The following is a 21,658-nucleotide window of genomic DNA, read 5'->3' as shown; positions in this document are numbered from 1 at the left end:
CCTGGCAGACAAAGAGGCGGAGCACTGGAGACTCACCATGATCAAGAGCCAGCGATGGTTCGTCGTCGGCCTGCTGTTTCTTGCAGGCGTCATCAATTACCTCGACCGCGCCGCGCTCTCGATCGCGGCGCCGCTGATCCAGAAAGACCTGAACTTCTCGCATGCGCAGATGGGCATCGTGTTCAGCAGCTTTTTCGTTGGCTATGCGCTGTTCAACTTCATCGGCGGCGTGGCCTCCGATAAATTCGGCGCGAAGAAAGTGTTCGGCGGCGCGATGGGCATCTGGTCGATCTTCTGCGGCGCGACGGCGCTCGCGAGCGGCCTCGTCTCGTTGATCGTGCTGCGCGTATTGTTCGGCATGGGCGAAGGCCCGTTCAGTTCGTCGAACAGCAAGATGGTGAACAACTGGTTCCCGCGACGCGAAGTGGCGAGCGCGATTGGCGTCATCAGTTCGGGCACGCCGCTCGGCGGGGCGCTTGCGGGGCCGGTCGTCGGCTATATGGCGATCCAGTTCGGCTGGCGCTGGGCGTTCGTCGCGATCATGCTGTTCGGCCTCGCGTGGCTCGTGCTCTGGTCGTTCACCACGACCGAACTTCCGCAGCACAACAAGCGCGTGAAGGCGGCCGAACTCGAACTGATCGTCGCGGGGCAGCAGCAGGCTTCGTCGATGGAACATGCGCCCGCGGGCAAGAAGGCCGGCCTCGGCTTCTACCTGAAGCAGCCGATCATCCTCGCTACCGCCTTCGCATTCTTCTCCTACAACTACGTCCTGTTCTTCTTCCTGTCGTGGTTCCCGACCTATCTGACCGAAGCGCATCACATGTCGCTGCACGACATGAGCATCGCGACGGTGATTCCTTGGGTGCTCGGCAGCATCGGGCTGGCGGCGGGCGGCTTCATCACCGACTTCATCCTGCGCCTGACCGGCAAGCCGTTGTTGTCGCGCAGGATCGTGCTGTCCGTATGCCTTGGCGCGGCGGCGGTGTGCGTGGCGTTCGCCGGACGCGTGCAGAGCATGCAGGGCGCGGTGGCGCTGATGTCGGTGTCGATCTTCTTCCTGTACGTGACCGGCTCCGTCTACTGGGCGGTGATCCAGGATACGGTGCGGCGCGAGAACGTGGGCGGCGTCGGCGGCTTCGTGCACTTGCTGGCCAATCTCGCGGGCGTGATCGGACCGGCCGTGACGGGCTTTATCGTGCAGGCGACGCACGGCGCCTACGGCAGTGCGTTCGTGTTGGCGGGTGCGATCGCGGTGCTCGGCGCGCTGTGCGCACTGGTATTCATCCGCGAACCGAAGTCGCAAAAAGCGCCGACAGAGCGTAAGCTAGTATGGTAGCTTTGCGATACTAGTCTTCGAGCACCCGGTATGGATACGAAAATTGCAAGCCTGAGGCCCGCGACGCGGCGTGAAAAAGGAGGGGCCGCGCTCGCGGTCGCACCGGCCACGAGTAGGCCACGTGCCGCTTCTGTCGGCGAATCGAAAACGCCGCTTCGCGGCGCGCTGGCGGGTTTATCGGTCGAATCACACGAGCCGATCGGCAAGCAGATCTTCCGGTCGTTACGCGAGGCGATCTTTACCGGTTTGCTGGCGCCGGGCACACCGCTTTCGGAGAAAGAGGTGTCGGAGATGTTTCAGGTGTCGCGCCAACCGGTGCGCGAAGCGTTCATCAAGTTGGTCGAAGCGGGTGTGCTGCAGGTGTTGCCGCAGCGCGGCACCTTCGTCAAGCGGATCTCGCCGCGCAAGGTGCGCGAGGGGCGTTTTATCCGCGAGGCGATCGAAGCGGCGGTCGTGCGCAAGGCGGCGGTCGCCATCACCGATGCGCAACTGGCCGAGCTTGCTTCGAACATGCGGGAGCAGAGAGCGGCGTCCAAGGCCAACGACACGGCCGCGTTCCTCGCCTGCGACGAGCAGTTTCACTTCCTGATCGCCCAGTCGATCGACTGCGTTGCGGCCTGGGAGACGATTCAGGACATCAAGGCGCAGATGGATCGCGTGCGCTATCTGAGCCTGCATGAAGTATCGCCGCTCGACTTGCTGATCAAGCAGCATGCGCTGATCGTGAGCGGTCTGAAGGCGCACGATCCCGACGCCGCCGAAAACGCGATGCGTGCCCATTTGCGGGAGATTCTGGTGTCGCTCGGACCGGTCGCGCAGTTGAATCCCGACTGGTTCGAACCGGATGAGCCTGAAGCCGTGAGGTTGACGATTTAACGCTCGTCGGGACGAGAATGCCCTCGCTGTTCTGACGGTGGACCAAATGATGCCGGCCGAGGACCGTCCCTTCGCCCGTCTCCGCCAACGACACAAGAAGCCGGTAGTCGTTGCTCTCAAAAGTATGCGGCAGGATCAAACCATTCGACTTCATCCGATGACGGATGCGTTGTCCTGGTCGTCGCGCGAACGGGTTCGACGTTGGTCGAGTAAGGCTGAGGTGCTTACTCCCCGCATTGCACATCCTGCTTTGGCACCACGATAATCGCCGGGTAGGTCCCCCGGTCGAGTTCCACGCGCGCGACCACGGCCATCGTCGCGCTGTCGATGTCGTCGTACACGCTGACTTTTTCATGGCGAAGGTCGGTGATGCCGGTGCAGGCAGACGCGCGACCTTCGTCGGAGACCTGGCATCGGATCGGGTTGTCTGCAACGTAGCGATATTTGTCCCTGTCGGGTGTCGCAAGATACTCACGAACGCTCTGTGCCGATCCACCGACACCGGTGACATAGCCAATGGCGCACTGTGTCGTGGGGATACCGTCGCTCCCGGCCGTTTGTGCGTTCGCCGCGCTGCTTGCGGCCGCGATGACCGCCGCGAGTGTCGATGCAAAGAGATATCTCATGGCGTGAATCGCGGTTGCTGCACGGGACATTCGTCAGCGGTGATCGCGTCGCTCGGCTTCCTTCTTGCCCGAGAGCAAGGACTCGAAGTCTCCGAGCGAAAGCGGCTTCGTGAGTTGGCCATCAAAGCATGACATGTCGAAACGCTCGTGAAGGTCGTCGTGCGCCGTGATGGAAAAGATGCGGCGGGAAGCGTATTTCTCCGATGCACGGAGTCGCATGCACAATTCGTGGCCGTTGATGTCGGGCAGCCCAATGTCCAGAAGAATGAGCTCGAATGCGCCTTCGCCGCCGGTTGCCGCCAGGGCCTCGGCCCCGCTGTAGGCTCTCGTCACTGCGTGACCCATCGAACACGCCACGTCGGCGAGCAGGTCGGTGGTGGTGCGGTAATCGTCTACCAAGAGGACTTTCATCAGAAGTCTCCAACGCTTGATCGCAGGGTTCCGGTGCGGCGGTTTGCAGTGTACTGCACGATTGGGATTCGCTGGTGCTCAGGGTTGGCAATGGATCGATTGTTCGCCAAATCCTGTCAGTCAATTCGTTTTTCGCCGCTTTATCGCGGCTGATGAGATCGGTACATTGGCACCACTGGAAGCCGGCTAGCAAAAAAACAGCCGGTCATTCTCCGCGGTACACAATCTTTTCAAGGAAACGTTCATGGGCAAGCTCACAGGCAAGGTGGCGGTCGTTACAGGTGCATCCAAGGGTATCGGAGCCGCTATCGCGAAGGCACTCGCAGCAGAGGGCGCTTCGGTGGTCGTCAACTATGCAAGCAGCAAGGCGGGTGCCGATGCCGTCGTTGCGGCGATCGAAGCGGCCAAGGGAAAGGCAGTCGCCGTCGGCGGCGATGTGTCGAAGGCAGCGGAAGCGCAAGGCATCATCAACGCAGCAATCGAAACGTATGGCCACCTCGACATCCTCGTCAACAACTCGGGTATTTACGAGTTCGGGGCAATCGAGGAAATCACGGAAGAGCACTTTCACAAACAGTTCAATACCAACGTGCTCGGTGTGCTGCTCACCACGCAGGCCGCCGCGAAGCACCTTGGCGAAGGCGCGAGCATCGTCAACGTGAGTTCGGTGGTCAGCCGCATCACGCCTGCCACAAGCGCGGTGTATAGCGGCACCAAAGGCGCGGTCGATGCGATCACCGGCGCGCTTGCGCGCGAACTCGGTCCGCGAAAGATTCGCGTGAACTCGATCAATCCCGGCGTCGTGGTGACGGAAGGGACCCATACCGCGGGCATCATCGGATCGGACTTCGATGCGGCCGCGCTCAGCCAGACTCCGCTCGGCCGGCTGGGTCAGCCGGATGACATCGCGTCGATCGCAGTGTTCCTCGCATCGGACGATGCGCGCTGGCTGACCGGCGAGCACCTTATCGCAAGCGGCGGCATGCGCTAGTTCGATTCGGTCCGGCTCGAATCACCCCGCCGCCGCGCAGCGCGGCGGGGTTTCAGGCGTTTCAATACGCAGGCGAAACACACCACCCCGTCAAACCGAACACAGAATGACGATTACCACTTGTGGCGCAGGCCGATCACCGCCGAAACCTGCGTCTTAGTGGTCGAAGGCGAGAGCGTATAGATCTGCGCGTACTGCGCATCGCCCGCGGCCTTCTGGTAAATGCCGACGAGGAACAGATCGGTTCTCTTGCTGAGGAAGTAGTCGGCACCCGCATTCACCTGATGCCACTTCGGACTCGTCTCCTGCGGACGATACTGCCCCGTGGTGAAGATATACGCGACACCGAGCATCAGGTCCGGGCGAACGTAGTCGGTGAGCGAAGCCTCGAAGTTCTGCAAAGTCAGCCGCGAGTTGTCGAGATAGTCGAAGCGCGCATTGGTATAGAGCAGCGAAAGGCTAGCCGTGCCCAATACGTAGGCGCCGCCACCGCCATACATCCGCTGCTTGCTCACGCCCGACGACGTTGCCGGATTCGTGATGAACGGCGAAGAAAACCCGTAGTCGCCGACCACCGCGCCGTTCGGGTTATTCACGTCATTCGGATTGTTGACCTGGAGGTAAGCCGCGCCCAGCGACAGCGGCCCGTTGCGATACTGCGCGCCGGCGCTATACGCGTTGTTGTCCGAGAATCCGCCAGCCTTGTTCGAGAAGCCGTACAGCCCTTCGAACTGGAAGCCGCGGTAATCGATGCTCTTGTACTGCACGGCGTTGTTGATGCGGAAGGTGTCGAACACGTTGTCGCTGTCGCCGATGTGCGCGCCGTATGCCGCAAACTGGCACGCCGATGAAAACACACACAGGGTCACGGCTTCATCGTACTGGCGCCCGAACGTCACCGCCCCGAACCTATCCGACGACAACCCGACGAAAGCCTGCCGCCCGAATTCCCGTCCGCCTTGCGACAGCGTGCCATTGCCGACGTTGTAGCCGTTCTCCAGCGTGAAGATTGCCTTCACGCCGCCACCGAGATCCTCCACGCCCTTCATGCCCCAGCGCGGCGTCTGCATCGGCCCGCTTGCGAACTGCCACGTCGAGTGTCCTTGCTTGTCGGCGCCCTTCTGGTTGTTCGCATAGACGATCCCGGTCGAGATCAGGCCGTAGAGAGTCACGCTGCTTTGGGCGGACGCGGCCTGGCAGGCCAGTGCGGTTGCGGCAAGAACGAAGACACGTCGATTCATGATTTCCTTGGAGCTTGGTTAGGGAGCGAAGAGTAGGTACGTGAACCGTCTATAAACGTAGGATGACGAAATATAAAGCCGCGTGAGGGCATCTTCAATTCGACACCGGAAATGGGGATCGCATCGAAAGTAAACCGTAAATTGCCGCTCGAAAATGCTGTTTCGTCCGATCTGCGACCGATTCTTGCGGAACAAAATTCACGCCGCCTAGCACTGAATTTGGCTCCCAGTGGACTAATTTTTCGCTCATCGACCGCGCAAACGTGAACGAATCGTGCGCAGTCGGCGTGTGGGGCGAAGAAATCTTCTTGCACCGTGGGTGAGCTAATTTCGGCATCACTCGGCGCCAAATTTGATGCTTGCGGGGACACTTTTGGCTGCTGACAATGATTTCAGCCGGCAACACTCTGAAGAAAAAGACCGGATTTCCTTGAATCCATGAAGGACCATCGGAGGTGCAGATGTCAGTAATTGAAAATGCCGGACGCCGTCGTTTGCTGCGGATGACGCTCGCGGCGGGCGGCATGGCTGCAACGGGCTCACTGCTTTCGGTGCGCGCGTTCGCCGGCGACAAGGCGACGGTCAACATGCAGCTCGGCTGGGTGCCGGGCGGCAACCAGGTCGGCGAGATCGTCGCGAAGCGGCTCGGTTATTACGAGCAGGAAGGAATTGATTTCCGCATCCAGCCGGGCGGCCCGAACATCGACGGTGTTGCGATCGTCGCTTCGGGGCGCTTCGAAACCGGCGAGATTTCGTCGAGCCCGTCGATCATGCTGGCGGTCTCCGAAGGCCTGCCGATCAAGTGCATCGCGGTGGGCCTCCAGCAGCATCCGTACACGTTCTTTTCGCTGAAGAAGAACCCGATCCGCACGCCGCAGGACATGATCGGCAAGCGCATCGGCATCCAGTCGACGGGCATGGTGCTGCTCAGGGCGCTGCTCGCGAAGAACAAGATTGCCGAGAGCCAGGTGAAGATCGTGCCGGTCGGCGCCGACATGATGCCGCTCCTGAGCGGCCAGGTCGATGCGGTCACCGGCTGGCAAACCAACACCACGGCGCTCAAGGCGCTCGGCGCGGATCGCGTCGACCTGCGTCTGTGGGACACCGGCGTGCGCCTCTACGCGCTGCCGTACTACGCGACCACCGACACGCTGAAGGATCACCCCGACACGGTCTCGCGCTTCCTGCGTGCGACGGCGCGCGGCTGGATCTACGCGAACACGCATCGCGACCAGGCTGTCGATCTGCTCGTGAAGGAATATCCGAACCTGAATCGCGAGGACGAACGCGTCGCGATCGATTCGCTGATGGGCTACGCATTCGACCAGACCACGAAAACGCAGGGCTGGGGCACGATGGATGCGAAGGTCTGGGAAGATCAGATTGCGATGTACGGACAGCTTGGCCAGTTCCGTGCGCATCAGCCGAAGGTCGAGGACGTCATGACAATGGACGTGCTCAAGGCCACTCATTCCTCTCGTCTAACGGTGTAACCCATGCAAGCTGCCATCATGAATCCGCCGCGTGCGGAGCGGTCCGGCTCGCCCTTCGCCACGCCGCAAGCCAACGATCTTTCAATCAGTTGCCGCAATATCAACGTGCGCTTCTTCACCGACCGGCGCAGCGTCACCGCGATCGAAGGCCTGAGCCTCGACGTCGCGGCAGGCGAGTTCCTCACGCTGCTCGGACCGTCGGGCTGCGGCAAGTCGACGTTCCTGCGCGTCGTGGCCGATCTCGTCAAGCCGAGCCGTGGCGATATCAGCGTGCTCGGCGCGGCGCCGCGCCTGGCACGCGAGCGCCGCGACATCGGCTTCGTGTTTCAGGACGCCGCACTCCTGCCGTGGCGCACCGCGCTGCAGAACGTGCAGTTGCCGCTCGAAGTCGCCAACGGCCGGGCGCGTGCCGGACGTGCGACCCCGCGTGAGCTGCTCGAACTCGTCGGCCTCAAGGGTCGCGAGGATGCCTACCCGCACGAGATGTCGGGCGGGATGCGCCAGCGTGTCGCGATTGCAAGAGCGCTCGTGAGCGATCCGAAAGTGCTGCTGATGGACGAGCCCTTCGGCGCGCTCGACGAGATCACCCGCGACCGCCTGAACGAAGAACTGCGCCGCGTGTGGAAGGAGATGGGCCTCACGACGCTCTTCGTCACGCACAGCATCTACGAAGCGGCGTTCCTCGGCCAGCGCGTGCTGATGCTCGCCGCGAACCCGGGGCGCGTGAAGGAGATCGTGCCGGTGAACCTGCCTGAAGACCGCACGCTCGACATCCGCGAAACGCGCGAATTCGTCGAACTCGCCGCGTATCTGCGACGCGTACTGGAGACCTGCTGATGACCACGTCCGAAATGCAACTGAACCTGTCCGCCGAGTCGCTGGACCCTGAAGCCGCGGCATGGCTCGCACGCCGCCGCCAGCGCGTGTGGCGTGCGCGCGTGTTGCCGGCGCTCGGCGTCGCGGGGCTGCTGTTCGCGTGGTGGGCGATCGTGGCGGGTTTTCATGTGAAGCCGTTCATCGCGCCTTCGCCGCTGCTCGTGCTGCAGACGCTCTTCAGCAAGAGCGACGTGCTGTTGCAGAACCTCGTGCCCACGGCCATCGAAGCGTGCGGAGGTTTCCTGATCGGCAATCTCGCGGCGATCCTGCTTGCGACGGTCTTCGTGCACAACAAGACGCTGCAGGACATCTTCTATCCGGTCGCCGTGATGATCAACTCGATTCCGGTCGTCGCGAAGGCGCCGATTCTCGTGCTGATCATGGGTAACGGGCTGGAGCCGAAGATCACGATTGCCGCGATCGTCTGCTTCTTCCCGACGCTCGTGAACATGGTGCGCGGACTGCAGGCCGTCAATCCGCAGGCGATGGAACTGATGCAGATTCTCTCGGCGAGCAAGCGCGAGATCTTCTTCAAGCTGCGTCTCTACGCTTCGCTGCCGTACCTGTTTTCGGCGCTGCGCATCGCGGCATCGATGTCGGTGATCGGCGCGGTGGTCGGGGAGTGGATCGGTGCGACGCAAGGCATCGGCGCCATGATCATCCAGGCGACGTACAGCTTCGATTCGGCCCTGCTGTACACGGCGATCATCATGAGCGCCGTCCTGTCCGGCCTGTTCTTCCTGGTGATCGCCGCACTCGAACGCTGGCTCGTCAAGTGGCAGCCCGAAGGCGCCCATTGAACGACGAGCGACACAACCCCTTCAGACAAGAGACGAAAATGAACATGATCAGCGACTGGATTCAGGAAAGCGCCCGCGATGTGCGCGTGGCGGCAAAGGCAAACGTGGTGGTGGTCGGCGGCGGTCCCGCCGGACTGTCGGCGGCGATCGGCGCGGCGCGCAACGGCGCGGAAGTTATCCTGCTCGAACGCTACAACCACCTGGGCGGCCTTGCATCGGGCGGCATGGTGCTGGTGCTCGACGACATGTGGGACAACCACCTTCAGGAGATCTCGGTGCGGGGCACCTGCATGACCTTCATCGAGCGCATGGCGGCGCGCAAGCTCGCGACGTTCCCGCGCTCGCACGAATGGGGCGAGGATCCTGCGTCCTACCGTCAGTGGGGCCGTTGGGGCACCTTCGATTTTCACAGCCAGAAGACGCCGCACCCCGTGTGTTTCGCGGCGGCGTTCGATCCGGACGGGATGAAGCGCGTCGCGCTGGAACTGGTGGAATCGCTCGGCATCAAGCTGCGCCTGCATTCGTGGTTCTCGCGCACGCTGGTCGAGGACGGCCAGGTCAAGGGCGTGATCTGCGAGTCGAAGAGCGGCCGTGAGGCGATCCTCGCCGATGTCGTGATCGACGCGACCGGCGACCTCGATGTCGCGGCGTCGGCGGGCGTGCCGCATGTGGGCGGCACCTATATCACGACGACGGTATTCCGCCTCGGCGGCGTCGACACCGACGCGGCCGAGCGCTTCGAAGCCGAAGAGCCGGAAGCGTTCGCCGCGCTCGATCGCCAGATCAAACGCATTCTCGGCGGCTCGTGGGGCTACTGGTGGCTCAAGACGCCGCTGCCGGGCGTCGTGTGGTGCAACTGCCCGCACATGGCCGGTCTCGACGGACTCAAGCCCGAAGACCTGACGCGGGCCGAGATGCAGGGCCGCAAGCACATCCACGCGGTCGTCGATTTCGTGCGCGAAAAACTGCCGGGCTTTGAACAGGCCTATGTGATCGACGTCGCGCCGCAGACGGGCGTGCGCCAGACGCGTCTGCTCGAAGGCGAATACGTGATGACCAAGGACGACCTCGCGCAGCGCACCCGCTTTGAAGACAGCATCGCACGCGGACGCGACTATTACATGCCGTATCGCGTGCTGCTGCCCAAGCAGGTCGACAATCTGCTGGTCGCGGGCCGCCACTACTCGGCGACCTCGCAGGCGCAAAAGATGTCGCGTGAAATTCCGCCGTGCATGGCGATGGGCGAAGCGGCGGGCGTCGCGGCGGCGCTGGCGCTCGGCGCGGGCGTATCGGTGCGCAACGTCGATGTGCGCACGCTGCAAAAGACCCTGCGCACGCAAGGCGCCGATCCGGGCGACCAGACCGGGCGCAACGCGGACATTCCGTCGCTTGCCGTTCATATCGACGCGAGGGAAGCAGCATGAGCGGCACGCACAACACAGCCAACCCGCGCGACCTGCCGCTCTCGGGCGTGCGCATCGTCGACTTGACGCAGGTGATGATGGGCCCGGTATGCACGCAGATGCTCGCAGACTACGGCGCCGACGTAATCAAGGTGGAGCGCAAGGGCGCGGGCGACCTGAGCCGCTCGACGTTCGAACCGGTCGCCGGCGCGGACAACCCGATCTTCTGCAGCCTGAACCGCAACAAGCGCAGCGTGGCGCTCGACTTGCGCGATCCCGGCCAGATGGCGGCGCTGAAAAGCTTGATCGCGGACGCGGACGTCGTCGTGAGCAACTTCCGCGCGGGTGTGATGGATCGCATGGGCATCGGCTATGAAGACTGCCGGCGCCTGAATCCGCGCATCGTCTATGCAGTGGGCACGGGCTTCGGCGAAACCGGTCCGTATGCGCACAAGGGCGGCCAGGACGTGCTCGCGCAGGCGATGAGCGGCGTGATGGCGCGCCGCGCCGACGACTCGCTGCCGGTCTCCGTCTACCCGACGGCGCTTGCCGACTACTCCGCGGGCATGCACATGGTGCAGGGCATCCTGCTGGCGCTCCTGCATCGTGAACGCACGGGCGAAGGGCAGAAGGTCAACGTGTCGCTGTACAACTCGATGCTCGCGATGCAGATGCAGGAGGCCGCGATGATCATGATGGCCGACTCCGAAGTGAACTGGGCCGCGATGCCGCTCTCCGGCGTGTTCGATACACAGGACGGCGCGCTCGTGCTGGTCGGCGCGTTCAAGGCGAATCCGCTGCAGGACATCTGCGCGGCGCTGCAGATCGACGATCTCTCCGCCGATCCGCGCTATTGCAACCTGAACCAGCAATTCGTCCACAAGGCCCAGTTGCAGCGCATCTTCCGCGAGTGCTTCGCGAGCAACACGCGCGACTTCTGGCTCGCGCGGCTCGAAGAGCAGGACCTGCTGTGCGCGCCGGTGCGCGACTTGCGCGAAGCGCTCGTCGATCCGCAGACGCTGCATAACCAGTTGATCATCGAAGGCGAGGGCGAAGGCCAGCCGGTGCGCTTCATCGGCAGCCCGATCGAGCTTTCGAAGGCGCCGGTCGGCTTGCGGCGCGCGCCGCCCAGGCTCGGGCAGCACACCGAGGAAATCCTTCAGCAACTGCGCGGCGGCGTCGCCACGGAGGCCGTATGAGCGTACGTCTCGTCATCGATCAGCACGTCGCCACCGTGACGCTCGCGCGCCCCGACGCGCTCAATGCCGTCGACCTCGCGACCGAAGGGGAACTGCAACGCATCTGGACCGAGCTGGAGCATAACCGCGACGTGCGCGTCGTGGTCCTGACGGGCGAGGGCGAGCGCGCGTTCTGCGTCGGCGCGGACCTGAAGAATCCGTCGACGAGCGGCCTCGAATACTGGGCCGCACCGCGTCCCGGCGGCTTCGGCGGGATCGCGCTGCGCGAGACGCTCAACGTGCCGGTGATCGCGCGCGTGAACGGCTATGCACTCGGCGGCGGCTTCGAGATGGTGCTTGGCTGCGATCTCGTGATCGCCTGCGACGAAGCGAGCTTCGGCTTGCCCGAGGCGCTCGTCGGCCGCATGCCGCTCGACGGCGGCATGACGCTCCTGCAACGCCAGATTCCGTACCGCCAGGCGATGGCGATGCTGCTCACGGGCAAGCGCGTCTCCGCACGCGAGGGCTTCGAGATGGGTCTCGTCAACGAAGTCGTGCCGCGCGCCGGACTCGACGCCGCTGTCGCGCGCTGGGTGGACGCCGTGCTCGCTTGCGCGCCGCTGTCGTTGCAGGCGATCAAGCAGGTGGTGCGGCGCACCTCCACGCTGTCGCCGGTGGAGGCGCAGGCGCTGCGTCTGCCGGCACTCGTCGCGGCGCTGCAATCCGAGGATGCGCATGAGGGCGTGCGGGCATTCCAGGAGAAGCGCAAACCTCGCTGGAGCGGACGCTGATGGCCTACGTGATCACTTCACCCTGCATCGACGTGAAAGACGGTGCGTGCGTGCAATGCTGCCCCGTCGATTGCATCTACGAAGGCGAGCGCACGCTCTATATTCATCCCGATGAGTGCATCAACTGCGGCGTGTGCGTGTCGGTCTGCCCGACCGAGGCGATCTTTCACGAAGAAGAGCTTCCGCAGGCGGAAGCCGCGTTCGCTGCCGTGAACCGCGATTTCTTCGATGCGCGCGTGAGCGCGCTCGGTTCACCGGGTGGCGCGTGCGACGTGGGCAAGGTAGCCTGCGATCATCCCCGGGTCGCCGCGTGGCCGGTGCGGGTCATGAACTGAGGTATCACCATGCATGCGAACGTCCTGAAGTATTTCGTCGAAGTGGCGCGGTGCAGTTCGATCCGCAAGGCCGCGCAGAACCTGTATGTCGCGTCGAGCGCGGTCAACCGGCAGATACTCAAGCTCGAATCCGAGATGGGCACCGAACTGTTCGACCGGTTGCCCAACGGCATCCGCTTGAACGCGGCGGGTGAGCGCGTGCTGCAGCATATCCGCGCGACGCTCAACGACTTCCACCTGATGCGCAGCGAACTCGACGAGCTGAAGGGCGAACGCAAGGGTCATGTATCGGTGGTGGCGATGGATTCGCTCTTCGTCGACTTCCTGCCCGCGACCGTCGAGGAGTTTTCCGACGCTTATCCGGCCGTCACCTATTCGATCGCCGCCGTGCCGCCGCATGACGTGCCGCCGCGGCTCGTGAGCGGCGAGTACGACGTCGGCATCTCGTACATCACGAAGCTTCCCGCGGGCCTCGATGTCGTGACGGAAGTGTCGCTGCCGCCGGGCGTCGTGATGGCGTCGTCGCATCCGCTTGCGAAGAAGGAGCGGATCAGCTTCGACGAATGCCGCAATCATGCCTTCCTCCGGCTAGAGGGGCGCTCGCCGATCCAGGGTGTCGTGACGACCGATTTCCCCGAGTACTGGGAATCGCTGCAACCCAGCGTGACCTGCAATTCGACGACGCTGCTCAAGCGCCTGATCGCGTCGGGGCGAGGCATTTCATTCTTTTCCAAACTGGCTTTCCTCGACGAACTGTCGCGCGGCGAAGTGGTCTGGCGCCCGCTCGACGATGTGAACGTGAACGCGCTCACCGTCGGCATCATCACGCCGAACCAGCGCGCGTTGCCGAACGTCACGCTCGAATTCGTCGATCGCATCGTGCGGCGGCTGAAGCACGTCGAGCTCTCGTTGCGGGAAGTCTGATCCACCCACCATCATCATGGAGCACGCATGCAGGACTTGAAGAACAAGGTTGTGCTGATCACCGGAGCGAGTTCGGGAATCGGAGCCGCGCTTGCGCGCGCGTTCGGCGCGCGTGGCGCGCGAGTCGCGGTGCATTACCGAAGCGGCGCTGACGCGGCGCACACGCTCGTGTCGCAGGTGAAGGACGCAGGCGGCGACGCGATCGCCGTGCAGGCCGATGTCACGCAGTCGGCGCAAGTGGATGACATGGTCGCGAAGGTGCATGCGCATTTCGGGCGCATTGACGTGCTCGTGAACAACGCAGGCGGCTTTGTGCGACGCGCGCCGATCGTCGAAGCCGACGACGACTACATCGACGAGGTATTCCGTCTCAACGCGCGGTCGGTGGTGGCGGTCAGCCGCCGCGTGATTCCGCTGATGGCGCAAGCCGGCGGCGGCAATATCATCAACGTGACGACGCAGGCCGCCCGCACTGGCGGCGGGCCAGGCGCCGGCCTGTACGCCGCGTGCAAGGGCTTTGTTTCGACCATCACGCGCACGATGGCGAAGGAACTCGTGGGCGACGGGATTCGCGTCAATGCCGTGGCGCCGGGCGTGATCGAGACGCCGTTCCATGACGGACATTCGAGTCCCGAGATCCTGAAGCGCTTCTCGGCGGCGATCCCGATGGGACGCCTCGGCACGGCGGACGAATGCACGGGTGCGTTCCTGTTTCTCGCAAGCGACGAGGCGAGCAGCTATGTCACCGGGCAGATCGTGGAAGTCAACGGCGGTCAGGTCATGCCCTGATAGTGGCGGAGCGTGAGTTTTGTTGGCCGCATTAGCTACATCGCGGGGAGATGCCCGAGCGCGTCTCCCCACCGTCGCGCGCCTATTTGTCCAACTCGGCAAAGAGCCAGTCCTGGAAACTGCGCAGCTTCGGCAGTTCCGCGCGCGACTTCAGCAGATTCATCGTATACCCGTTTACCCTGAGCCCCTCGACGCCAAGCGGCGCCACGAGCCGTCCCGTTTCGAGTTCCCGGTGCACGAGCAGCAGGCTTTCCAGGCAGACGCCCATGCCATCGGCCGCGGCGCTGATCGCCATGAACGACCGTGCGAAGCGCGGGCCGCGCGTGATGTCGATGACCGTCTTGCGATGGAGGCGCATCCAGTCGCGCCATCCCACCAGACACCCCTCACTGTGAATCAGCGCATGGTGGCGCAGGTCCGCCACCGCGCGGATCGGATGCTCGCCCTGCATCAGCGCCGGTGAGCAGAGCGGCACGATCGTTTCCGGCGGCAACTCCAGCACCATCGTGCCAGCGGGCTGCATCTTGCGTGCGCCATAACGAATCTCGACATCGACCACGCCTGTCGAGAGGTCGCAGACTTCCGTCGACGCATTGAGCCGCACGTCGATATCCGGGTTCAGGGCGCTGAAACGCGCGAGCCGCGACATGAGCCATTGCGTCGCGAAGCTCGGCGTCGAATGCACGGTGAGGATGTCGCTCTTCGCGACGCGGCCGATGTCGCGCGTCGCGACTTCGATCCGCCCGAACGCCGCGCCGATCTCCTCGGCGTACTTGCGGCCGATGTCGGTGAGGATCACCGCGCGATGCACGCGGTGGAACAAGCGCACGCCCAATTGCTCCTCCAGAAGCTTCACCTGATGGCTGATCGCCGAGGGCGTCACGAACAACTCTTCTGCTGCAAGCGCAAATGACGAAAGCCTTGCTGCGGCCTCGAAGGCTTGTATGGACTTGAGCGTCGCACGATTTTGCATTGCAGTATCAAGATGAATTCAATTCAGCGATAAGCCACTTTAATTCGTTTGAGCCGCTCGGCTCAAGTGGATACGCTTGATTCACTCGCCGGCCTTATCCGACAAGGGTTTTCCCGACGCGGCGAGAGGTGGCTGGAAGGGCTTTTAGCAAGGTCCTTTGTATCGGCCGGCAGCCTCATACGTCTGCCAAAACAAAAGGAGACACACGTGAATACGAGCGAAGCCGGGCAACGTGCCCCTCTCGCGGAACGCGCCTACCGCATCCGGCGCAATGCGCTTCTGATGGGCGAGGTGCAGGGGCAGGGCTATATCGGCCAGGCGCTCGACATCGCCGATGTGCTGGCGGTGGCCTACTTCGGCGCGATGCGTTATCAGCCTGACAATCCAGAGTGGGAAGGACGCGACCGTTTCCTGCTCTCGAACGGCCACTATGCGATTGCGCTCTACGCCGCGCTCTTTGAAGCGGGCTTCCTTCCGCCCGAAGAACTCGAAACCTACGGCAGCGACGACAGCCGGTTACCGATGTCCGGCATGGCGAGTTACACGCCGGGCATGGAGATGTCGGGCGGCTCGCTCGGCCATGGTCTAACGATCGCGGTAGGCCGTTGCCTCGGACTCAAGCGCAAAGGCTCGGACGCATTCGTCTACACGCTCTTTTCCGATGGCGAACTCGATGAAGGCGCGATCTGGGAAGGCCTGATGTCGGCGGCGCACTGGAAGCTCGACAACCTGATCGCCATCGTCGACGTGAACAACCAGCAGGCCGATGGTCCTTCGTCCCAGGTCATGGCGTTCGAGCCGCTTGTCGAAAAGCTCGAAGCATTCGGCTGGTACACGCAACGCATCGACGGCAACGATATCGATGCAGTCAAAGCGGCCTTCGACAACGCACGCAACCATCCGGAGGCCAAGCCGCGGATCATCGTCTGCGATACGCGCATGGGCTGCGGCGTGCCGTTCCTCGAAGAACGCGAGAAGAACCACTTCATCCGCGTCGATCCGCATGAATGGCAGCTCGCGCTTGCCGCACTCGAAGCAGGGAGACAAGCATGAGCGATACCGTCATCGGCAAGAAGCCGCGCCTGAAGACCTCGGCAATGATCGCCTCGATTGCAGGCGAAGGACAAGTCACCCGTTCCGCGCCGTTCGGCCATGCGTTGGCCCAATTGGCTCGGGAAAAGACGAACATAGTCGGCATGACCGCCGACCTCGGCAAGTACACCGATCTGCACATCTTCGGCAAGGAATTCCCTGAACGTTATTACCAGATGGGCATGGCCGAGCAACTGCTGATGGGCGCGGCGGCCGGCATGGCGCATGAAGGTGCGCAGCCGTTCGTGACGACGTATGCCGTGTTCGCGACCCGACGCGCCTACGACTTCATGCACCAGGCCATCGCCGAGGACAACCTCGACGTAAAGATCGTTTGCGCGCTGCCCGGACTCACGACCGGCTACGGCCCGAGTCATCAGGCGGCGGAAGACCTCGCACTGATGCGCGCGATGCCGAACATGACGGTGATCGATCCCTGCGACGCGCTCGAAATCGAGCAGATGGTGCCCGCGATTGCGGCCCACAAAGGCCCGGTGTATGCACGTCTCCTGCGCGGCAACGTGCCTGTCGTGCTCGACGAATACGACTACCAGTTCGAGCTGGGCAAGGCCAAGCTGCTGCGCGACGGCGCCGAGGTGCTGATCATCTCGACCGGCATCATGACGATGCGCGCGCTCGAAGTGGCGAAGGCATTCGAAGCGGACAAGGTCGGCGTCGGTGTGCTGCACGTTCCGACGATCAAGCCGCTCGACACCGCCACGATCCTGCGCGAGGCGAAGCGCTCGGGCCGCCTCGTCGTGGTCGCGGAAAACCATACCGGCATCGGCGGACTCGGCGAAGCAGTCGCAACGGCGCTGCTCACGGCCGGCATCACCCCACCGTTCCGCCAGATCGCATTGCCCGATGCGTTCCTCGACGCAGGCGCCTTGCCGACGCTGCATGACCGCTACGGCATCTCGACGAATCTCATGGTCGACACCATCAAGGGCTGGCTCGGCTGAAGCCAACGCATCGAACCAGCTTCAAACAACAACCCTATCATCAGGAGAAACCCATCATGTCCGACTCGCGTCTGCTCGAAGGCAAGGTCGCCGTCATTTCCGGCGCAGCATCTCTCCGCGGTATCGGCATGGCGACCGCCCGCATGTTCGCGAAGCACGGCGCCAAGGTCGCGATCTTCGATCTCGACGAAGCGCAGGCGAAGGAAGCGGCCGCATCGATCGGTGCGGAGCATCGCGGCTACGCGTGCAACGTGACCGACCGGCAGGCATGCCAGGCCGCAGTAGAGAAAGTCGTGGCCGACTTCGGCTCGATCGACGTGCTCATCAACAACGCCGGCATCACGCAGGCGGCGAAGCTGCTCGACATCGACCCGGAAAGCTGGGACCGCATCCTCGATGTCAACCTGCGCGGCGTGCTGTATCTCTCGCAGGCCGTCGTGCCGCAGATGAAGAAGCAAAAGAGCGGCTCGATCGGCTGCATGTCCTCGGTCTCCGCGCAGCGCGGCGGCGGTATTCTGGGCGGGCCGCACTACTCGGCCGCGAAGGCGGGCGTGCTCGGCTTGGCCAAGGCGATGGCGCGCGAACTCGGCGGCGACGGCATCCGCGTCAATTGCGTGACGCCGGGCCTGATCCAGACCGACATCAACGCGGGCAAGATCCCCGACGAGAAGCGCGGCGAGATCCTGGCGGGCATTCCGGCGGGCCGTCTCGGCGTGCCGGACGACGTCGCCGGCGCGTTCCTGTTCCTCGCGGCGGACATTTCGTCGTACATCACCGGCGCCGTCATCGACGTCAACGGAGGCATGCTGATCCACGGTTGAGCGTTGCGGCAGGACCCGGACGCTTCGCTTCGCCCGCACGGCGCAGCGAAGCGTTCAAGGCAAACGCGCCGCAGAGCGGGTTGCCGATCGCACGGAATGATGCGTCCGCGAGGCGCCACAAAATGCGCCGCACGAGGCGCGATAACCATACCGATACCCCGTATTGGAGGAGCACACCATGACAACCCGTCCGCACGCCCAGAAGGGCATCGACCGGCGCACGTTCCTGAAGGCAGGCGCAACGGTCGCCGTCGCGGCACCGTTCCTGGGCCTGTCGAGCCGCGCATCAGCCGCGGATTTCAACTACAAGCTCGCGACCGGCCAGGACCCGAGCCATCCCGTCAACATCCGCGCGCAGGAAGCGCTGAACAAGATCCGCGAAGCGACGGCCGGCAAGCTCGACATCAAGCTCTTCCCGGCGAACCAACTCGGCTCCGACACCGATCTGCTCTCGCAGGTGAGAAGCGGCGGCGTGGAGTTCTTCAACCAGGCCTCGTCGATTCTCGCGACGCTCGCGCCGGCTGCTGGCATCGTCAATACGGGCTTCGCGTTCCAGGACTACGACGCCGTCTGGAAGGCGATGGACGGCGACCTCGGCACCTATGTGCGCGCGCAGATCGAGAAGTCGGGCATCGTCTCGGTATCGCGCGCATGGGACAACGGCTTCCGCCAGGTCAGTTCGTCGACGCGCGTCGTGAAGAAGCCCGAGGACCTCAAAGGCTTCAAGATCCGCGTGCCGCAGGCGCCGATGCTCACCTCGCTCTTCAAGGCACTCGACGCCGGCCCCGCGCCGATCAACTTCAACGAGCTTTATTCCGCATTGCAGACGGGCGTGGTGGAAGGCCAGGAAAATCCGCTGCCGATCATCGCGACGGCGAAGCTCTATGAAGTTCAGAAGTCGATCAGCCTGACCTCGCACGTGTGGGACGCGTACTGGATTCTCGGCAACCGCCGTGCATGGGAAAAGCTTCCCGCCGACATGCGCGCGATCGTCACGCGCGAATTCGAGGCGGCGGGCATGCTGCAGCGCGCCGACATCGCGAAGCTGAACGTGTCGCTGCGCACGGACCTGAAGACGAAGGGCATCAACATCGTGGAGGTCGATCGCGAAGCTTTCCGCGGCGCACTGCGCAAGACGAGCTTCTACAGCGACTGGAAGGCCAAGTACGGCAACGAGGGCTGGTCGCTGCTCGAAAAGAACGTCGGCAAGCTGGTGTGATGCCATGACCGCGTTCACGCTCTCGCACGCGGCGCCGCGCCGCCTGGCCGGTGTCCTCGACACCATCCTCGGTCATCTTGTGGAGATACCCGCAGCACTTCTGGTGGTCGCGGAAATCGTCGTGTTGCTGGCGGGCGTGACAAGCCGCTATGTGATGCACACGCCGCTCGTCTGGTCCGACGAGCTCGCGTCCATCCTGTTCCTGTGGCTCGCGATGCTCGGCGCCGTGGTCGCATTGCGGCGCGGCGAGCACATGCGCATGACGGCGCTGGTCGGCATGGCGTCGCCGGGCGTGCGCGCATTCCTCGATGTGGTCGCGATCGCGGCGCCGCTCGCGTTCCTCTTGCTCGTGATCGGACCCGCCGTGGAGTTCGCGCAGGACGAGGCCTTCATCACCACGCCCGCACTCGAGATCGCGAACTCGTGGCGGGCCGCCGCGCTGCCGATCGGCACGGGGCTGATGCTGCTCGTCGCTTGTCTGCGGCTCATCAAGAGCGCGAACTGGCAATTGACGATCGCAGCGCTCGCGCTCGTCGCGGCGCTCGCGGGCATCTTCGTCGCGCTCGCTCCGGTGTTCCGCGATCTCGGCAACGTCAACCTGCTGATCTTCTTCGTCGGACTGGTGGCGCTCACGGTGCTCTCGGGTGTGCCGATCGCGTTCTCGTTCGGCCTCGCGACCTTCGGCTATCTCGCGCTCACGACGAGCACGCCGCTCGTCGTCGTGGTCGGCCGCATGGACGAAGGCATGTCGCATCTGATCCTGCTCTCGGTGCCGCTCTTCGTGTTCCTCGGGCAGTTGATCGAGATGACCGGCATGGCCGCCGCGATGATCGCGTTTCTCGCAAGCCTGCTGGGTCACGTGCGCGGCGGGCTGTCGTATGTGCTCGTCGGCGCGATGTATCTCGTGTCGGGCATCTCCGGGTCGAAAGCCGCCGACATGGCCGCGGTCGCGCCGGTATTGTTCCCCGAGATGAAGGCGCGTGGTGCGAAGCCCGGCGATCTGGTCGCGCTGCTGGCGGCAACCGGCGCGCAGACCGAGACGATTCCGCCGAGCCTCGTGCTGATCACGCTCGGCTCGGTGACGGGCGTGTCGATCTCCGCGCTTTTCACGGGCGGCATGCTGCCGGGCATCGTGCTCGCGGTGACGCTGTGCGCGGTCGTGTGGTGGCGCTATCGCAGCGACGACCTGTCGGCCGTGCGGCGTGCCACGCGTGGCGAGATCCTGAAGAAGCTGGTGATCGCGGTGCCGGCGCTCGCGCTGCCGTTCGTGATCCGCGCGGCGGTGGTCGAAGGGATCGCGACGGCGACCGAGGTCTCCACGATCGGCATCGCGTATGCGGTGCTCGCGGGCCTGCTGATCTATCGCCGCTTCGAGTGGCTGCGCCTGAAGCCGATGCTGGTCGACACCGCCGCGCTCTCGGGAGCGATTCTTTTGATCATCGGCGCGGCGACGAGCATGGCGTGGGCGCTCACGCAATCGGGCTTTTCCGGCCAGCTCGCCCGCACGATGGGTGCGTTGCCGGGCGGCGCGGCGATGTTCATGGCCGCATCGATCGCCGCGTTCATCGTGCTTGGCAGCGTGCTCGAAGGCATTCCCGCGATCGTGCTGTTCGGCCCGCTGATGTTCCCGATCGCGCGCGCGATGGGCATCAACGATGTCCACTATTCGATGGTCGTGATCCTCTCGATGGGCGTTGGGTTGTTTGCGCCGCCGTTCGGGGTTGGGTACTACTCCGCTTGCGCGGTGAGCCGCATCAATCCGGACGAGGGCATGAAGCCGATCGTGGGGTATATCGCGGCGCTGATCGTCGGGCTGATCGTGGTCGCGGCGGTGCCGTGGATCTCGACGGGGTTTTTGCACTGAAGTGTGGGTGGTCGCTGGCGCTTGGGGTCTGGGGTTCGGGTTTGGGTTACACCGTTTGATGCGCTTGGGCTTCTATGGAACTTGTTTTCTTAGCGGTCTATTAGCTCTGCCCCTGTCCGGGGCGGGACTCACTTTCTTTGCTGCTGCAAAGAAAGTAAGCAAAGAAAGCAGCTTCCCACCGCCAATCCTTGCCAGTCGCCACTAGACCGCTCCCTCGGAGTGGTCCAACCGGGGGAGTGTCGTTAGCGGGGTTTCATCGTTGTTGGCATGTAGAAGAGGTACGGGCATCGCACCGCGATACAGAGTGGATCAGCAGTCATTCATCCGTCATGGCACTTCGTGCCCGACGATAGGGCTGCTAGCGGTGGTGATTTGAAGCGTCAGCATGCACAAATGTAGCGAGGTAGCGATGGGTTTCGGTTTTGCCTGACGGGTGAGCGCGTAGCGCGAGGCTGGATGTATGACTGCTGGTCCACTTCGTAGAGCGGTGCGACGCGCGCGCCTCGTCTACATGCCAACAACGAAGAAACCCCGCTAAGGACACTCCCCCGGTTGGACCACTCCGAGGGAGCGGTCTAGCGGCGCATGGCAAGGATTGGCGTTGTGAAGCTGCTTTCTTTGCTTACTTTCTTTGCAGCAGCAAAGAAAGTGAGTCCC

General features: G+C 63.6%; 21 protein-coding genes. 17 read left to right on the top strand and 4 right to left on the bottom strand.

Annotation, left to right across the window (positions count from 1 at the left end):
* Positions 1-37 precede the first annotated feature (37 nt).
* Positions 38-1,336 (top strand): MFS transporter, encoded by a 1,299-nt coding sequence (locus AWB68_RS16035; protein ID WP_087645338.1) that lies wholly within the window; start codon positions 38-40, stop codon positions 1,334-1,336.
* Positions 1,337-1,366: 30 nt separating this feature from the next.
* The gene (locus AWB68_RS16030) at positions 1,367-2,212 is read left to right on the top strand and encodes a GntR family transcriptional regulator (protein WP_087645337.1); all 846 of its coding nucleotides are present in this window, start codon (positions 1,367-1,369) and stop codon (positions 2,210-2,212) included.
* 224 nt (positions 2,213-2,436) lie between these two features.
* On the opposite strand, the gene AWB68_RS16025 is transcribed toward AWB68_RS16030, so the two are convergent.
* Both AWB68_RS16025 and AWB68_RS16020 read right to left on the bottom strand, forming a co-directional pair.
* Complete coding sequence (locus AWB68_RS16025) at positions 2,437-2,838, bottom strand: hypothetical protein (protein WP_087645379.1); 402 nt, start codon at positions 2,836-2,838, stop codon at positions 2,437-2,439.
* A gap of 33 nt (positions 2,839-2,871) precedes the next feature.
* Positions 2,872-3,249, bottom strand: coding sequence for a response regulator (locus AWB68_RS16020; RefSeq protein ID WP_087645336.1), 378 nt, complete (start codon positions 3,247-3,249; stop codon positions 2,872-2,874).
* Positions 3,250-3,493: 244 nt separating this feature from the next.
* Between AWB68_RS16020 and AWB68_RS16015 the strand changes: the two genes are divergently transcribed.
* The gene (locus AWB68_RS16015; protein WP_087645335.1) at positions 3,494-4,240 is read left to right on the top strand and encodes a glucose 1-dehydrogenase; all 747 of its coding nucleotides are present in this window, start codon (positions 3,494-3,496) and stop codon (positions 4,238-4,240) included.
* 113 nt (positions 4,241-4,353) lie between these two features.
* Here AWB68_RS16015 and AWB68_RS16010 read toward each other — a convergent pair whose 3' ends face one another.
* Complete coding sequence (locus AWB68_RS16010) at positions 4,354-5,481, bottom strand: porin (protein WP_087645334.1); 1,128 nt, start codon at positions 5,479-5,481, stop codon at positions 4,354-4,356.
* Between the two features lie 461 nt (positions 5,482-5,942).
* On the opposite strand from AWB68_RS16010, the gene AWB68_RS16005 reads away from it, so the two are divergent.
* The 9 genes from AWB68_RS16005 to AWB68_RS15965 are packed head-to-tail and all read left to right on the top strand — an operon-like array spanning position 5,943 to position 14,070.
* On the top strand, positions 5,943-6,974 hold the full coding sequence (locus AWB68_RS16005; RefSeq protein ID WP_087645333.1) for an ABC transporter substrate-binding protein: 1,032 nt from the start codon (positions 5,943-5,945) through the stop codon (positions 6,972-6,974).
* A gap of 3 nt (positions 6,975-6,977) precedes the next feature.
* Positions 6,978-7,811: an ABC transporter ATP-binding protein gene (locus AWB68_RS16000; protein WP_087645332.1), complete on the top strand. Its 834-nt coding sequence runs from the start codon at positions 6,978-6,980 to the stop codon at positions 7,809-7,811.
* Positions 7,811-8,650, top strand: a complete 840-nt coding sequence (locus AWB68_RS15995) for an ABC transporter permease (protein ID WP_087645331.1) — start codon at positions 7,811-7,813, stop codon at positions 8,648-8,650. The genes AWB68_RS16000 and AWB68_RS15995 overlap by 1 nt, the downstream gene beginning before the upstream one ends.
* Positions 8,651-8,688: 38 nt before the next feature.
* Complete coding sequence (locus tag AWB68_RS15990) at positions 8,689-10,074, top strand: FAD-dependent oxidoreductase (RefSeq protein ID WP_087645330.1); 1,386 nt, start codon at positions 8,689-8,691, stop codon at positions 10,072-10,074.
* Positions 10,071-11,252 (top strand): CaiB/BaiF CoA transferase family protein, encoded by a 1,182-nt coding sequence (locus AWB68_RS15985; protein ID WP_087645329.1) that lies wholly within the window; start codon positions 10,071-10,073, stop codon positions 11,250-11,252. Before AWB68_RS15990 ends, AWB68_RS15985 begins: the two co-directional genes overlap by 4 nt.
* Positions 11,249-12,022, top strand: coding sequence for an enoyl-CoA hydratase-related protein (locus AWB68_RS15980; RefSeq protein ID WP_087645328.1), 774 nt, complete (start codon positions 11,249-11,251; stop codon positions 12,020-12,022). Before AWB68_RS15985 ends, AWB68_RS15980 begins: the two co-directional genes overlap by 4 nt.
* Positions 12,022-12,357 carry a ferredoxin gene (gene fdxA / locus AWB68_RS15975; RefSeq protein WP_087645327.1) on the top strand — a complete coding sequence of 112 codons (336 nt, stop codon included), beginning with the start codon at positions 12,022-12,024 and terminating at the stop codon, positions 12,355-12,357. The genes AWB68_RS15980 and fdxA overlap by 1 nt, the downstream gene beginning before the upstream one ends.
* Positions 12,358-12,366: 9 nt before the next feature.
* Complete coding sequence (locus AWB68_RS15970) at positions 12,367-13,281, top strand: LysR family transcriptional regulator (RefSeq protein ID WP_087645326.1); 915 nt, start codon at positions 12,367-12,369, stop codon at positions 13,279-13,281.
* Between the two features lie 27 nt (positions 13,282-13,308).
* Positions 13,309-14,070 (top strand): SDR family NAD(P)-dependent oxidoreductase, encoded by a 762-nt coding sequence (locus tag AWB68_RS15965; RefSeq protein ID WP_087645325.1) that lies wholly within the window; start codon positions 13,309-13,311, stop codon positions 14,068-14,070.
* Between the two features lie 82 nt (positions 14,071-14,152).
* Here the strand turns inward: AWB68_RS15965 and AWB68_RS15960 are convergent, their stop codons facing one another.
* On the bottom strand, positions 14,153-15,043 hold the full coding sequence (locus AWB68_RS15960) for a LysR substrate-binding domain-containing protein (RefSeq protein WP_087645324.1): 891 nt from the start codon (positions 15,041-15,043) through the stop codon (positions 14,153-14,155).
* 282 nt (positions 15,044-15,325) lie between these two features.
* Between AWB68_RS15960 and AWB68_RS15955 the strand changes: the two genes are divergently transcribed.
* From AWB68_RS15955 to AWB68_RS15935, 5 genes are all read left to right on the top strand, one after another.
* Entirely contained in the window at positions 15,326-16,096 is a 771-nt protein-coding gene (locus tag AWB68_RS15955) for a transketolase (RefSeq protein WP_235028356.1), read from the top strand.
* Positions 16,093-17,097, top strand: a complete 1,005-nt coding sequence (locus tag AWB68_RS15950) for a transketolase family protein (RefSeq protein ID WP_200828710.1) — start codon at positions 16,093-16,095, stop codon at positions 17,095-17,097. Before AWB68_RS15955 ends, AWB68_RS15950 begins: the two co-directional genes overlap by 4 nt.
* A 56-nt stretch (positions 17,098-17,153) precedes the next feature.
* Entirely contained in the window at positions 17,154-17,918 is a 765-nt protein-coding gene (locus tag AWB68_RS15945; protein WP_087645321.1) for an SDR family NAD(P)-dependent oxidoreductase, read from the top strand.
* A 178-nt stretch (positions 17,919-18,096) separates the two neighbouring features.
* Positions 18,097-19,137: a TRAP transporter substrate-binding protein gene (locus tag AWB68_RS15940; protein WP_087645320.1), complete on the top strand. Its 1,041-nt coding sequence runs from the start codon at positions 18,097-18,099 to the stop codon at positions 19,135-19,137.
* Positions 19,138-19,141: 4 nt separating this feature from the next.
* Positions 19,142-21,001 carry a TRAP transporter large permease gene (locus AWB68_RS15935; RefSeq protein WP_087645319.1) on the top strand — a complete coding sequence of 620 codons (1,860 nt, stop codon included), beginning with the start codon at positions 19,142-19,144 and terminating at the stop codon, positions 20,999-21,001.
* Positions 21,002-21,658: the final 657 nt, after the last annotated feature.

Origin of the sequence: Caballeronia choica, from assembly GCF_001544535.1 — a bacterium.
Lineage (GTDB): Bacteria > Pseudomonadota > Gammaproteobacteria > Burkholderiales > Burkholderiaceae > Caballeronia > Caballeronia choica.
Note: the sequence above shows the minus strand (reverse complement) of the source record. Positions and strands in the feature narration are given on the sequence as shown.

What these genes read in the sequence shown, in the direction of transcription:
- AWB68_RS15955 (WP_235028356.1), top strand. Translation starts at nt 15,326, where the DNA reads ATGGGCGAGGTGCAGGGGCAGGGCTATATCGGCCAGGCGCTCGACATC.
- AWB68_RS15985 (WP_087645329.1), top strand. Translation starts at nt 10,071, where the DNA reads ATGAGCGGCACGCACAACACAGCCAACCCGCGCGACCTGCCGCTCTCG.
- AWB68_RS16020 (WP_087645336.1), bottom strand. Translation starts at nt 3,249, where the DNA reads ATGAAAGTCCTCTTGGTAGACGATTACCGCACCACCACCGACCTGCTC.
- AWB68_RS15965 (WP_087645325.1), top strand. Translation starts at nt 13,309, where the DNA reads ATGCAGGACTTGAAGAACAAGGTTGTGCTGATCACCGGAGCGAGTTCG.
- AWB68_RS15945 (WP_087645321.1), top strand. Translation starts at nt 17,154, where the DNA reads ATGTCCGACTCGCGTCTGCTCGAAGGCAAGGTCGCCGTCATTTCCGGC.
- AWB68_RS16000 (WP_087645332.1), top strand. Translation starts at nt 6,978, where the DNA reads ATGCAAGCTGCCATCATGAATCCGCCGCGTGCGGAGCGGTCCGGCTCG.
- AWB68_RS15970 (WP_087645326.1), top strand. Translation starts at nt 12,367, where the DNA reads ATGCATGCGAACGTCCTGAAGTATTTCGTCGAAGTGGCGCGGTGCAGT.
- AWB68_RS16030 (WP_087645337.1), top strand. Translation starts at nt 1,367, where the DNA reads ATGGATACGAAAATTGCAAGCCTGAGGCCCGCGACGCGGCGTGAAAAA.
- AWB68_RS15995 (WP_087645331.1), top strand. Translation starts at nt 7,811, where the DNA reads ATGACCACGTCCGAAATGCAACTGAACCTGTCCGCCGAGTCGCTGGAC.
- AWB68_RS15990 (WP_087645330.1), top strand. Translation starts at nt 8,689, where the DNA reads ATGAACATGATCAGCGACTGGATTCAGGAAAGCGCCCGCGATGTGCGC.
- AWB68_RS16010 (WP_087645334.1), bottom strand. Translation starts at nt 5,481, where the DNA reads ATGAATCGACGTGTCTTCGTTCTTGCCGCAACCGCACTGGCCTGCCAG.
- AWB68_RS15980 (WP_087645328.1), top strand. Translation starts at nt 11,249, where the DNA reads ATGAGCGTACGTCTCGTCATCGATCAGCACGTCGCCACCGTGACGCTC.
- AWB68_RS16015 (WP_087645335.1), top strand. Translation starts at nt 3,494, where the DNA reads ATGGGCAAGCTCACAGGCAAGGTGGCGGTCGTTACAGGTGCATCCAAG.
- AWB68_RS16025 (WP_087645379.1), bottom strand. Translation starts at nt 2,838, where the DNA reads ATGAGATATCTCTTTGCATCGACACTCGCGGCGGTCATCGCGGCCGCA.
- AWB68_RS15950 (WP_200828710.1), top strand. Translation starts at nt 16,093, where the DNA reads ATGAGCGATACCGTCATCGGCAAGAAGCCGCGCCTGAAGACCTCGGCA.
- AWB68_RS16005 (WP_087645333.1), top strand. Translation starts at nt 5,943, where the DNA reads ATGTCAGTAATTGAAAATGCCGGACGCCGTCGTTTGCTGCGGATGACG.
- AWB68_RS16035 (WP_087645338.1), top strand. Translation starts at nt 38, where the DNA reads ATGATCAAGAGCCAGCGATGGTTCGTCGTCGGCCTGCTGTTTCTTGCA.
- AWB68_RS15940 (WP_087645320.1), top strand. Translation starts at nt 18,097, where the DNA reads ATGACAACCCGTCCGCACGCCCAGAAGGGCATCGACCGGCGCACGTTC.
- fdxA (WP_087645327.1), top strand. Translation starts at nt 12,022, where the DNA reads ATGGCCTACGTGATCACTTCACCCTGCATCGACGTGAAAGACGGTGCG.
- AWB68_RS15960 (WP_087645324.1), bottom strand. Translation starts at nt 15,043, where the DNA reads ATGCAAAATCGTGCGACGCTCAAGTCCATACAAGCCTTCGAGGCCGCA.
- AWB68_RS15935 (WP_087645319.1), top strand. Translation starts at nt 19,142, where the DNA reads ATGACCGCGTTCACGCTCTCGCACGCGGCGCCGCGCCGCCTGGCCGGT.